At 38.0% G+C, this 12584-nt stretch carries 15 protein-coding genes and 2 tRNA genes; 10 read left to right on the forward strand and 7 right to left on the reverse strand.

The genetic code is table 11. The annotated features are described in order from the left end of the window. Positions 1-182 precede the first annotated feature (182 nt). Genes PARC_RS07920 through PARC_RS07950 form a run of 7 tightly spaced genes read right to left on the reverse strand, consistent with a single transcriptional unit; the run spans position 183 to position 3325 of the window. A complete protein-coding gene (locus PARC_RS07920) occupies positions 183-623 on the reverse strand; it encodes an NUDIX hydrolase (RefSeq protein WP_010552651.1) in 441 nt (146 codons plus the stop codon). Next, positions 616-1302: a pseudouridine synthase gene (locus PARC_RS07925; protein ID WP_010552652.1), complete on the reverse strand. Its 687-nt coding sequence runs from the start codon at positions 1300-1302 to the stop codon at positions 616-618. The genes PARC_RS07920 and PARC_RS07925 overlap by 8 nt, the downstream gene beginning before the upstream one ends. Continuing rightward, complete coding sequence (locus PARC_RS07930) at positions 1302-1631, reverse strand: TusE/DsrC/DsvC family sulfur relay protein (RefSeq protein WP_007580207.1); 330 nt, start codon at positions 1629-1631, stop codon at positions 1302-1304. The genes PARC_RS07925 and PARC_RS07930 overlap by 1 nt, the downstream gene beginning before the upstream one ends. Before the next feature lie 3 nt (positions 1632-1634). Continuing rightward, positions 1635-1901, reverse strand: a complete 267-nt coding sequence (locus PARC_RS07935) for a DsrH/TusB family sulfur metabolism protein (RefSeq protein ID WP_007580209.1) — start codon at positions 1899-1901, stop codon at positions 1635-1637. After that, positions 1898-2254, reverse strand: a complete 357-nt coding sequence (locus PARC_RS07940) for a DsrE family protein (RefSeq protein ID WP_021032128.1) — start codon at positions 2252-2254, stop codon at positions 1898-1900. Before PARC_RS07940 ends, PARC_RS07935 begins: the two co-directional genes overlap by 4 nt. Continuing rightward, complete coding sequence (gene tusD / locus PARC_RS07945) at positions 2251-2604, reverse strand: sulfurtransferase complex subunit TusD (protein WP_010552653.1); 354 nt, start codon at positions 2602-2604, stop codon at positions 2251-2253. The genes PARC_RS07940 and tusD overlap by 4 nt, the downstream gene beginning before the upstream one ends. A gap of 55 nt (positions 2605-2659) precedes the next feature. Further along, positions 2660-3325, reverse strand: a complete 666-nt coding sequence (locus PARC_RS07950) for a Bax inhibitor-1/YccA family protein (protein WP_007580214.1) — start codon at positions 3323-3325, stop codon at positions 2660-2662. A gap of 252 nt (positions 3326-3577) precedes the next feature. Here PARC_RS07950 and PARC_RS07955 point away from each other — a divergent pair. The 10 genes from PARC_RS07955 (at position 3578) to PARC_RS08000 (ending at position 12492) form a co-directional block, all read left to right on the forward strand. Further along, positions 3578-3668: transfer RNA gene (locus PARC_RS07955), tRNA-Ser, on the forward strand. Positions 3669-3751: 83 nt separating this feature from the next. Next, positions 3752-3842 (forward strand) — tRNA-Ser (locus PARC_RS07960). 178 nt (positions 3843-4020) lie between these two features. Beyond that, positions 4021-4401 carry a hypothetical protein gene (locus PARC_RS07965; RefSeq protein ID WP_007586920.1) on the forward strand — a complete coding sequence of 127 codons (381 nt, stop codon included), beginning with the start codon at positions 4021-4023 and terminating at the stop codon, positions 4399-4401. Positions 4402-4529: 128 nt separating this feature from the next. After that, positions 4530-4988, forward strand: coding sequence for a free L-methionine (R)-S-oxide reductase MsrC (msrC, locus tag PARC_RS07970; RefSeq protein WP_007586917.1), 459 nt, complete (start codon positions 4530-4532; stop codon positions 4986-4988). After that, positions 4988-5266 carry a hypothetical protein gene (locus PARC_RS07975; protein WP_002961910.1) on the forward strand — a complete coding sequence of 93 codons (279 nt, stop codon included), beginning with the start codon at positions 4988-4990 and terminating at the stop codon, positions 5264-5266. Before msrC ends, PARC_RS07975 begins: the two co-directional genes overlap by 1 nt. A 15-nt stretch (positions 5267-5281) precedes the next feature. Beyond that, a complete protein-coding gene (proQ, locus tag PARC_RS07980; protein WP_007586916.1) occupies positions 5282-5932 on the forward strand; it encodes an RNA chaperone ProQ in 651 nt (216 codons plus the stop codon). 26 nt (positions 5933-5958) lie between these two features. Beyond that, entirely contained in the window at positions 5959-7983 is a 2025-nt protein-coding gene (prc, locus tag PARC_RS07985) for a carboxy terminal-processing peptidase (protein WP_007586913.1), read from the forward strand. Positions 7984-8164: 181 nt separating this feature from the next. After that, positions 8165-9628, forward strand: coding sequence for a Na+/H+ antiporter NhaC (gene nhaC / locus PARC_RS07990; protein WP_007586912.1), 1464 nt, complete (start codon positions 8165-8167; stop codon positions 9626-9628). 47 nt (positions 9629-9675) lie between these two features. Further along, positions 9676-12270, forward strand: a complete 2595-nt coding sequence (gene pepN / locus PARC_RS07995; protein ID WP_010552654.1) for an aminopeptidase N — start codon at positions 9676-9678, stop codon at positions 12268-12270. Beyond that, positions 12271-12492, forward strand: a complete 222-nt coding sequence (locus PARC_RS08000) for a DUF2835 family protein (RefSeq protein ID WP_010552655.1) — start codon at positions 12271-12273, stop codon at positions 12490-12492. The last annotated feature ends 92 nt before the right edge of the window (positions 12493-12584 follow it).

The following is a 12584-nucleotide window of genomic DNA, read 5'->3' on the forward strand; positions in this document are numbered from 1 at the left end:
AGGCCGCGATTATAGCATGTATTTTGTTTGTGCTTAAAGAGACTAAGGGCGCAAAGAGGGGAATTAGTCAGTATTTTATTTATATAACAAATAGCAAACTAGACTTACGAAGTATTGTATAAATTAATTTATCTGTTTATTTAATTAAAAACGATACTTTGAAGCACCTATGGGTGCTTAAATTAATCGTTGTAAATTGTATCTAAACTCAAAGGTATCTTGTTTAAGCTATCTTCAATACATTTAAGGACTAAAGGGCTTCTAAGCGGTAGTGATTTTATTTGCTCTAATGTGTACCAGTTAGCGCTGATAATGTCGGTATCTACTGGCGTTGGCGATTTTATATTATCGGGTGCTTCAAATAAAAAGCAGAATCGCAAATAGTGCACTCCATTTTCGGCATGCAAATTATACACACCTAAAAAGCCGACTGGCTCAAGCGCTAAGCCTGTTTCTTCAAGTAGTTCTCTGCTTGCTGCTTGTGCAAGCGTTTCGTTTTGTTCTAAATGACCAGCAGGTTGATTGTAACAAACCTGCTGTGTAAATTTATCGCGCTCTTTTACAAGTAAAAACTCATTTTGCTTTTTTACTATTGCCGCAACTGTTACATGCGGTTTATGCATCAAATGCACCCTTTATTACTTTGTATTCACCACAATTAATATCATCCAACGTATAGTTGCCAATGCTATAGCGAATAAGGCGAAGTGTAGGGTGGCCAATATGCGCGGTCATTCGACGAACTTGTCTGTTTTTACCCTCGTTAATGGTAATACTTAGCCAAGTGGTAGGGATTGCTTTTCGCTCGCGTACAGGCGGATTACGAGTCCAAATTGTAGGTTCATCAATTATTTTAACGTTAGCGGGGAGTGTAAGCCCGTCTTTAAGTTCTACGCCATTACATAAATCATTAATTGATTCACTTGTTGGTTCACCTTCAACTTGTGCCCAGTAGGTTTTATTCGTCTTTTTATCAGGTGCCGTTAGGGTGTTTTGCAATTTTCCACAGTTTGTTAAAAGTAATAAACCTTCACTGTCTCTGTCTAATCTTCCTGCTGCGTAAACTTCTTTAATAGGTATAAACTCAGCGAGAGTTTTTCTGTCTGCGTCATCTGTAAATTGGCATAGCACATCAAATGGTTTATTGAATAACACAATTTTTCTGTCTTTAGATGCTATTTGCGGCTTTATCTCTCTTTTACCTGAAGGCGTTTTGTTAAGTGCACTGCGTGAATAAGTACGCCCTGTACTTCTTTTTGGCTTGGATTCAGTTACTTGATTATTGCCTGATTTAGATCTCATTATATGCACCTAGCTGGTTTTGGTAATCCGGCGATTTTTGTTGCTTGCTTAGCAGGGCCTTTAGGGAATAATTTATATAAATAAAGGCTGTTTCCTTTATCTTCACCGAGTGCTTTTGCCATTGCTTTTACAAGCATCCGAATTGCTGGGCTGGTGTTATATTCAATATAAAAATCACGAACAAAGTTAATTACTTCCCAGTGTTGAACGCTAAGGGTAATGTTTTCTTGGATAGCAATTACAGGTGCTAGCTCCTTTGACCACAAAGTATGGTCAAGCAAGTAGCCTTGTTTGTCGGTTTCAATCTGTTGGTTGTTAAATTCAAGCATGAGTTACCACGTAATTGATTGATTAGTTGATAAAGTGAGTGCTACAAAGTCTTCATAGCTAATGGCTTTATCGTTATCTGTTAATTTTATTGCACGTACTTGCGCGTCTTGTTCAAGTATTAACAGTGTATCTGCAAATTGCCTAAATTGTTTTTTTGCAAAGCAGGCATCACCAACAAGTAGCACGTTATCGTCTGATAAAATTAAGTTCTCTAGCTGATTTGCCGAATAATAGTTAAGCGGCTTAGAAAAAATATGTAATGTACTCATAAATTCACCACATGTTGCTGCGCTTTAATTAATGTTTGCTGTTGGCTAAAGTTAAGAGCTTTTGCCTCTATGAGTAGATCATGTTTATTTAAACCATAATCAAGCAATGATTTTTCACACACGAAAATGTTTTTAACATCATAAATTTCGAGTGTTTTAATATTTTTAAAAAAATCTTTTAATCCAATATTGTTTGGTTGTTGATGCTTTTTTAAAGCCAAAACGGCGGGGCCGCTAAACAACCAACTCACATTTTGGTCAACGGCAGCAAATATCAATGTCATATCAAGTGCATCACGAATATTTAAATCGTCAAATGGACTGCACTGACTCATTACTAATACGTTTATCATTTAAATTGCACCCATTTATCAGCGTCGCTTGCAAGCATTGCAAATTCAGCTAGCCCTGCGACTGCAAATACACCTGTGTTTTTAATATCTAACCCGCGTTTTTCAGCGGCGGTAACACACAGCATTAAATTTAGTTTTCGATCGGCGAGTTGCTGCCAAAGTGCTGAAATTTGAAGTTCGTCTGAGGATAAATCAAAGTGGGTAGATGCATGATAAATACCTTGCTGGTATAAAAAAACAGCATCAATGATGTGCCCTTGGGCTAAACATGCATTCGCAAACTTAACTAACCTTTGCGTTGTATCGTGATCGGATGGTGGTGTATGTAATGAAAGAACAAAACGTGACAAAACAATTCCAATAAAAAAGCCCCAATTAAGGGGCTATTTTAACAGAACTATTTAATTAGTCATCACTTGCGCCAAGTAGAGCAAGTAAAGACGTAAATAAGTTATATACGCTTAGGTATAAAGACACTGTTGCGCGAATGTAGTTGGTTTCGCCGCCATTAATGATTCGGCTTGTATCGAATAAAATCAAACCAGACATGATCAATACAACTGCCGCATTAAGCACCATAAACATAAGTGAACTGCCAACAAAAATATTAACGATGCTAGCTACAATCACAACGATTAAGCCAACCGTTAAAAAGCCACCCATAAATGAGAAGTCTTTTTTAGTGTTCAGTGCATAAGCAGATAAACCAAAAAAGATAAGCGCCGTAGAACCTAACGCTTGCATAATAAGCATTGGGCCATTAGGCATTGCAGCATAATGGTTAAGCAATGGACCTAAGCCTGCCCCCATTAAACCTGTGAAAGCAAACACCCAAAATACACCAGATGCTGTATCTGCTTTTTTATTTACAACAAATAATAAACCGAACGAAACAAGTGTAAACACAATTCCCATAAAGTAAGGTAATTGTAGTGCCATTGAAATACCGGCTGTAACAGCACTGAATGCAAGTGTCATAGCTAGTAAAAAGTAGGTGTTTTTAAGTACCTTGTTTGTTTCAATGGTAGACATTACCGGTTTCGCGGTATTGTACGATTGATTAAACGCCATTGTAGAGCTCCTTTAAGTGAAACGTGTGTGTTTCGATAATTTAACTAAAATTAGATTACCAACTCTTATATGTTTGGGCAAACCTTTGTAGATCAATAGAGTTAAATATTTAAATAAAAGAGTATTGACGGCTAAATTAAAAACACTTTGTTCTAACTTTAGACAAATTAATTGTTTTTTAAGCACTTAAACAATTAATTTAAAAAAAAAGCTTCACAAAAGGGATGGGTTTCCCTATTATGCAGGCCGTGCGGAGAGATGGCAGAGTGGTCGAATGCACCGGTCTTGAAAACCGGCATGGGTTTATAGCCCATCTAGGGTTCAAATCCCTATCTCTCCACCACTTATTTAATAAGTGTGTGGTAATTAAAGTATCATTCACTTAAATAGTTATTAGTACACTCTTACTTTTAACTTAGCAGTATCGGAGAGATGGCAGAGTGGTCGAATGCACCGGTCTTGAAAACCGGCATGGGTTTATAGCCCATCTAGGGTTCAAATCCCTATCTCTCCACCATATAACAAAATAGCCCGCTAATTTAGCGGGCTTTTTTGTGCCTGTAAAATAAATAAGTACGAATAGAAATTGTGCGTTTTGTCATCATAAATTACGACCATAGTCTCTATTTCTAAGCTTTAGATCTTGGTGCATGCTTAATACATTAAAATTTATACTCTGTATTAAGGATTATTAGATGAAACATCAACTCGCAAAAAGCGTCGCGCTTTCATTATTGTCCCCGGTAATTATTGGCAGCTTGTTAGGATTGTATTATGCACTAACGCTGCAGGGTGATTTCTTATCCGTATTTTTTCAACTGTTGATGACTGCTATCTCAAATGCACATATTGTAGGCTTAACGATGGCGGCCTTTGTTGTGCCAGGGTATTTACTAATGTTTAAGTATTCTAAAGTTAATTATTCAGGTGTATTAACGCTTGGTTTGTTAGGTGGCGCTATATTTAGTTACTTATTAAGTGCCTCAACTGGCGAGATATTTTTGATTAATAGTGTTATGTCAGCATTTGCGGCCGGACTGTTTTTATTTGGTCTTCGCAAATCGGTAAAAAAATAATCGCAGCATTATTAACCAAGCACGCTGATAAACGGTGCGATTTCCTTTTTTTTACCTCCAAAAGGTTCCAATTTTTCACGACAAAGAGTACCTTTAGCTACTGTATGTTTAATAAGAAGTAGTTTGGTATGCAAAAGCACGATTTTTACCAGTCATTAGTTAAGCAAACTGAATCGCTGATAGCTGGTGAATCTAATGTAATTGCCAATTTGGCAAACATAAGCGCGCTGTTATTTACCTCTTTAGAAGATGTAAATTGGGCGGGCTTTTACTTTATGGATTCTCCTACTGAATTAGTACTTGGTCCGTTTCAAGGTAATCCTGCATGCATCCGTATTCCCGTTGGGAAAGGGGTATGTGGAACAGCTGCGGCAACCGCTGAAACACAATTAATTGAAGATGTTCACGCTTTTGACGGGCATATAGCCTGCGATGCAGCGTCTAACTCTGAAGTGGTTGTACCTATCATGAAACATGGTAAAGTATTCGCAGTACTAGACATTGATAGTCCAAGTATTGGCCGATTTGATGCTGATGATAAAGCTGGCCTTGAAGCATTAGTGAAATGCTTAGAGGCGAGCCTGTAATGAAAGATTTGCTAAATGTTCAAGACTACCTATTTGCTGTGCAAGATGTTGGCGACTGGGAAGGCGAAGAAGAGCATGTAGCGGAAACGCTCAATGATTTAATTCATATTGCATGGGATCGTCTTCCAGATGATTCAGAATGTGAATTTATTGATGAAACAATTAATGGTATTTGGGAACACCTTCGGGGTGATATGGCTGTAATAGAAGCCGATTTCGAAGAGTTGGTCGACTGGGTAACACACTACGTCGATTCGTCCCTTGATGAAAAGATGTGAAAAATAGGTTCTAAAATGGAAACCACAAACAAGCTAAAAGATATTAATGAAGTGTTGGAATTTTTATATCAAGAATTCCCACAATGTTTTAAACAAAAAGATGGCATCAAGCCGCTTAAAGTAGGTATTTTTAAAGATATTGCTGAGCGTATTGAAGGGTCTGAAAAAGTAAGTAAGACTCAAGTTCGTCAAGCGCTTAGAAAATACACGTCTAATTGGCGTTATTTAGAAGCTGTGACAAAGTCAGAGTTTCGTATTGATCTTGATGGTAATCAAGGTGAAAAAGTTGAGCAAGAGCATATCGACCATGCACAAAAAGCATTGGAAGAAAGCCGCGCTAAAATGGCAAAACGCAAAAAACAACAGCGTCCTCGCCAAGATTCTGATTCTAAATCTTTCAAGAAAAAACCAGCTCATGCTAGCAAAGCAGGCGATAAAAACGCACCTGCAGCTAACAAACCTGCTAAAGCAGCGCCCGTTAAACGTTCAGGAAAAATTGAACCTTTACCAGCAACTGAGGTCAAGGTTAATAATAAGGTTAAGGTTAAACTTGGCCAAGCACTTGTAAATGCAGTAATCACTGAAGTGAACAAAGATGACGTTCATGTTGAATTAGTGACAGGTATGCAAGTTAAAACCAAAGCTGACAGCTTATACATCGTTTAAGTTGTAAATAAATTAAGGAGTTGTGTATGAGTAAAAAGTTTACGCTCATTCCGTTAGTTGCTGCCCTGTTTTCAGGTTCATTATTTGCTGCTGTAGAAGCCGTTACAATTGACGATTTACCCCAGCTTAAGCAAGAGAGTCAACATGGTACTGCTAGCAAACGAGTGGCTAGCTTATTTGCTCGTTCACACTATACACCGGTTCGATTTAACGATGAGCTTTCTAGTAAAGTGTACGATCGTTATATCGAATCCCTTGATTTTAATAAAAGCGTTTTCTTAGCCAGCGATATTGCTTCTTTTGAGCAATATCGTGATGACTTTGATAACGCTATTACTACCGGTAAATTAGACTTTACGTTTGATATTTTTAACTTAAGTCTTAAACGCCGTTTTGAACGTTACGAGTATTCACTTACTTTACTTGAAAAAGAAATGACGTTTGATAAAGAAGATGAATACTTTTTTGACCGTGAAGATTCAGCATGGCCTGTGTCACAAGCTGAGCTTGATGAAATTTGGCGTGAGCGTGTAAAGTACGACGCACTGCGTTTAAAAATGACGGGTAAAGATTGGGAAGGCATTAAAGAGGTACTAACCAAACGCTATAAAAATGCTGAAAAGCGTTTAGTACAATCTAATTCAGAAGATGCTTTTCAAATTGTTATGAATTCGCTAGCACGCAGTATTGAGGCGCATACGTCTTATTTATCGCCACGTCGTGCAGAACAATTCAAAATGGATATGGACTTAGAGCTTGAAGGCATTGGTGCCGTACTAAGCCCTGATGAAGACTACACTGTTATTCGCAGCTTAGTGCCGGGAGGCCCTGCAGATAAAACAGATCAAATTAAAGCTGATGACCGCATTATTGGTGTTGCCCAAGATGGCGAAGAATTTGTAGACGTAATTGGCTGGCGTTTAGATGACGTAGTTGATTTAATTAAAGGTCCTAAAGGGACTAAAGTACGTCTACAGTATTTAAAAGGTGTTGACGCTCACGGCGCACCTAAAGTTGTTGAAATCACGCGTGATAAAATTCGACTTGAAGATAGAGCGGCTAAATCAGAAGTATTTGAAGCCAAATACTCTGATTTAACAAGTAAAGTTGGCGTGATCGAAATTCCAGGCTTTTACAATAATCTTTCGAAAGATGTAAAAGTTGAGCTGGCTAAGCTTAAAGAAGAAAAAGTTGATGGTATTATTATCGACTTACGCCAAAATGGTGGTGGTTCTTTATATGAAGCAACACAATTGTCTGGTTTGTTTTTTGACCAAGGTCCAGTTGTTCAAATTCATACTTTAAATAACCGTATTGAAGAGCAAAAAGATCGTGATGGTATAACTTATTACGATGGTCCTTTAACTGTTTTAGTTGACCGTTACAGTGCCTCTGCTTCTGAAATATTTGCAGCAGCTATGCAAGATTATGGTCGTGCAGTTATTATTGGCGAACAAACTTTTGGTAAAGGTACAGTACAGCAGCACAAAGGCTTAGGCCGCGCTTACGATTTATATGATAATGCGCTGGGTAGCGTACAATATACGATTGCTAAGTTTTATCGTATTAACGGTGGTAGTACGCAACATAAAGGTGTGATCCCTGATATTTCGTTTCCATCAGCAATCGATCCTGCAGAGTGGGGCGAAAGTAAGCAAGATAATGCACTTCCTTGGGACAGCATTGTTAAAGCGAAATACAAAAAATTAGGTAATTTAACACCTATTATTACGTACCTTGAGAAACAACACGAAGTACGAATTAAATCAGAACCAGAATTTGGTTATGTATTTAATGACATTACCTTATACAACGAAGAGAAAGACCGTAAAACTATCTCTTTAGTTGAAGCTACGCGTATTAAAGAAAAAGATGAAGGTGAAGCACGTGCACTTGTACGTACTAACGAACGTCTTAAGCGTTTAGGTAAAGATCCGGTAGAAAACTTAGACGATTTACCTGAAGTAATTGAAGAGCTTGACCCATTTTTGGAAGAAGCTGCATTAATTACTCAAGATTATATTAATTATGGTCGTATAGCTAAGAAGTAACAACTGGTTTTACCTCTATAAAAAAGGCGCATTAGCGCCTTTTTTACTACCTAAAATTTACTAAATTGTTATAATATTTGATTACATAAAGTTGAGCTAGATCAATCATGCTCAATTAATGCGCTTTACGTGCTAAAAATAATAATTAAACACACAGTAAGTGTGTCTAGGAGTCTCTACTTTGAAGCTATTGGATGACAAACCAATCAAGCCCGCCTCGTTTTTTGATGCATTAATTCCTATCTCTGTATTAATTTGTTTACTTGGTGCTGCAGTTTACTTATTTGGTGATAACTCTTCATCAGGCCCTAACCAAATTGCACTTTTATTTGCTACTTTTGCAGCGGCTTTAATTGGGCTTAAAAACGGTTATACATGGAAAAAATTAGAACAAGCTATGATCGAAGGTATAACGCTTTCACTTGGCGCTATCCTAATTTTACTTATGGTAGGTGCGTTAATTGGCACTTGGCTACTTTCTGGAACTGTACCAACTTTAATTTATTATGGCTTGCAAGTTATAAACCCAAGTTGGTTTTATGCAGCGAGTTGTTTAATTTGTGGCATTGTAGCTATGAGTATAGGTAGTTCTTGGACTACTGCCGCTACGATAGGTGTTGCTTTATTAGGCGTTGCAACGGGTCTTGGACTTGAACAAACAGTTACAGCAGGCGCTGTTATATCTGGCGCGTACTTTGGTGATAAGTTAAGCCCGCTGTCTGAAACAACCAATTTAGCGCCAGCAGTTGTAGGCGCTGATTTATTTGAGCATATTCAACATATGCTGTGGACGACAGTACCAAGTTTTGTAATTGCACTGATTATATTTATATTCATGGGCTTTAATGCAACTGCTTCAAGCGAAGCGGGGCGTATTGATGAAATAACGGCTATTTTACAGCAAAACTTTAATATTGGTTTTGAAATGCTAATCCCGCTAATTGTACTTTTAGTTTTAGCGATTAAAAAAATGCCAGCCTTTCCTGCTATCTCTATCGGTGCTGTTGTGGGCGCTGTTTGGGCCATGTTGTTTCAATCTGATTTAATTGCTAGCCAAATTGATGTTTCTCAAGGGCAGCTAGTTGGCTATTTTAAGCTTGTTTGGACGACGTTTTTTGATGGTTTTAGCATAAGTACAGGCGATGACAAAATGGACTCCCTACTCAGTGGTGGCGGTATGTCCGGAATGCTTACAACCACATGGCTTATTATGACTGCACTGATGTTTGGTGCCATTATGGAAAAAACAGGCCTTTTGGATATTTTTGTTAAAAGCATACTTAAAATAGCTAAAAGTACGGGATCGTTAATTGCGGCAACAATAGCAACGTGTATTGGTACTAACGTGATAGCGGCCGATCAATATATTGCAATTGTTGTACCTGGTCGTATGTTTAAAGATGAATATGAAAAACGAGGTTTGAAGCCTGTTAACTTATCTCGTACATTGGAAGATGGCGGTACAATTACCAGCCCACTAATTCCATGGAACACGTGTGGCGCATATATGCAAAGCGTTTTACTAATAAATCCTTTTGATTATGCACTCTACGCTTTCTTTAACTTAATTAACCCTGTTTTAGCGGTGGTTTATGCCTACTTGGGCATTAAAATTTTACGTATTAAGCCAAAACAATCCGCCTAATTTTAAACAGCTCCTTTTAACTTAAAAGGAGCTGTTTTGGAGTATCTATGACTGAATCAAGTAAACCTCAAGCACAATATCTTAAAGACTATAAAGCTCCTGATTTTTTAATTGACCACACAGAGCTAACCTTTGACTTACAGCCATTATCAACCAAAGTAAGCTCTTTGCTAACGCTTACGCGTGTTGGTGATAAAAAAGCACCTTTAGTGCTTGATGGTATTGATTTACGCTTACTGTCTTTATCTATTGATACGGTTGATATAACTGATTATGAAATTATTGGCGAGCAGCTAATAATTAATAACCTACCGGATAGTTGTCAATTAAGTATTGTGACCGAGATATCGCCTGAGACGAATACTTCTTTAGAGGGTTTGTATTTATCAGGTGGCGCGTATTGCACGCAGTGTGAAGCGCAGGGTTTTAGAAAGATCACCTATTACATGGATCGCCCTGATGTACTTGCCACGTTTGATGTAACTATTATTGCCGATAAAAAGTATCTACAACTTCTTTCTAATGGTAATCAAGTAGACAGTGGTGAAACACAAGATGGTCGTCATTTTGTTAAATGGCAAGACCCATTTAAAAAGCCGAGCTATTTATTTGCACTTGTAGCGGGCGATTTTGATGTTTTAAAAGATACGTACACGACTAAAAGCGGCAGAGATGTAGAATTAGCATTGTTTGTTGATAAAGGTAATTTATCTAAAACCCCCCATGCTATTGCCTCACTCAAAAAGGCAATGCAGTGGGATGAAGAACGCTTTAATTTAGAGTATGACCTTGATATTTATATGATTGTAGCCGTCGATTTTTTCAACATGGGCGCGATGGAAAATAAAGGGCTAAACGTTTTTAATAGTAAATGCGTATTAGCTAATCAAGAAACAGCCACAGATAAAGACTACCATACGATTGAATCCATTGTAGGGCATGAGTACTTTCATAACTGGACAGGTAACCGAGTTACTTGTAGAGATTGGTTTCAGTTATCGCTAAAAGAAGGGTTAACTGTATTTAGAGACCAAGAGTTCAGTAGTGATTTAGGCTCTCGTGCACTTAACCGAATTGATGCGGTCAAAGTTATGCGTACGCATCAGTTTAGCGAAGATGCAGGCCCTATGGCTCACCCAATTCGCCCTGAGAAAGTTATTGAAATGAATAACTTTTATACAGTAACTGTATACGATAAAGGTGCTGAAGTTATCCGTATGATGCACACATTACTGGGTGAAACTAACTTTCAAAAAGGGATGACGCTTTACTTTGAGCGCCACGATGGGCAAGCAGTTACATGTGATGACTTTGTAAGTGCGATGAGCGATGCATCAGGTGTTGATTTAGAGCAATTTAAACAATGGTACAGCCAATCAGGTACACCGCGTTTAAATGCAATTCAAGAATTTGATAGCAGCTCAAATACATACACTTTGACAATCGAGCAAACAGCGCCAGCTAATCAGCCAGAGAATAAAAAGCTTCATATACCTTTTGCTATTGAACTACTTGATGCCAATGGACAAAGTATTGCCCTGCAATATAAAGGTAAAAAGCTAGATCATGTACTCGATGTAACTAATGCGACTCAAACATTTAGCTTTGATAATATTTTAGAAAAGCCTGTTGCGGTTTTACTCGAAGACTTTTCTGCACCTTGTATTTTAAACCAGCAAACAACAGAGCCCGAACTATTGCATATTATGCGTTTTGCGCGCAGTGATTTTTCACGTTGGGATGCACAACAGCAGCTATTCATTAAGGCGATTAAATCTCAAATCACCGATGCAACGAATAGCGTATTAAGCAGCGAAATTATAAATGCGCTACGTGTACTTATAAACACTAAAGAGGGCGATTTAGCTTTAATTGCAGAGCTGTTTAAATTGCCGAGTTTTGACACTTTAGCTGCTGAATTTGATGTAATACCTGTAGATGACATTATTGAAATAACAGAAAAGTTTGAGCAACAAATTGCTGATGAACTTGCTGATGAGCTTCTTAGTTGTTACGAATCTCTTGGAGATGATGGCAGTATAAGTGCAAGCGCTGTTGCGAATCGTGCTTTAAAGCAAATATGTCTGCACTACCTTGCTAAAACACAAAGTCCAGAAGCTGTAACCTTTATTAAAGAAGCTGCAAGCTCGACTAATATGACTAATGTACTTGGTGCCCTAAGCGCTGTGGTAAAAGCTTCACACCCTGTTAGAGATGAGCTTTTGAGTCATTTTGATAGTCAGTGGCGTCATGATGTTTTAGTCATGGATAAGTGGTTTGCACTGCAAGCTATGCAATCAGGCAGTACTGCTATAGATGATATTAAGGCACTTTACGAACACCCGTGTTTTGATTTTTCAAATCCTAACCGTGTACGTGCACTTGTAGGAAGTTTTAGCCACTTTAATACAGCACAATTTCATCGAGCAGATGCTCAAGGCTATGCGTTATTAGGTGATTTATTAATAAAACTTAATGCAATTAATCCACAAAATGCATCGCGTATGCTAACACCGTTTATGTCGTGGAAGCGTTACGATGATGTACGCTCACAAGCAATGAAACTGCAATTACAGCGCTTAGCCAATTTAGATGGCCTAAGTGCTGACTTGTATGAAAAGGTTGAAAAAGCGCTCGCATAAATGATTGAGTATTATTTTACCTTAAGATTGAGCTATAACGAGTGCATGGATTACTACCATGGCCGTTTTAGCTCTTTACAAGTTGTAGAGGATGGCGGTAAAACAATTCGTTTTGCTGCTACGCATTTGAGGCCCTTCATTTCGAGCTTGGGTGTACGTGGCCGTTTTAGACTCTTATTAACCCCCGAAAACAAGTTCATCCGCCTAGAGCGAGTGGCCTGACACTCGGTTTTTATGTTATATATACATAAAAATATTGTATTTTTGTTAATTTCAATTTGTCCTATTGTTAAATTACGTGTATAAATTATCTG

The sequence above is a fragment of the Pseudoalteromonas arctica A 37-1-2 genome, from assembly GCF_000238395.3.
Classification (GTDB): Bacteria; Pseudomonadota; Gammaproteobacteria; order Enterobacterales; family Alteromonadaceae; genus Pseudoalteromonas; species Pseudoalteromonas arctica.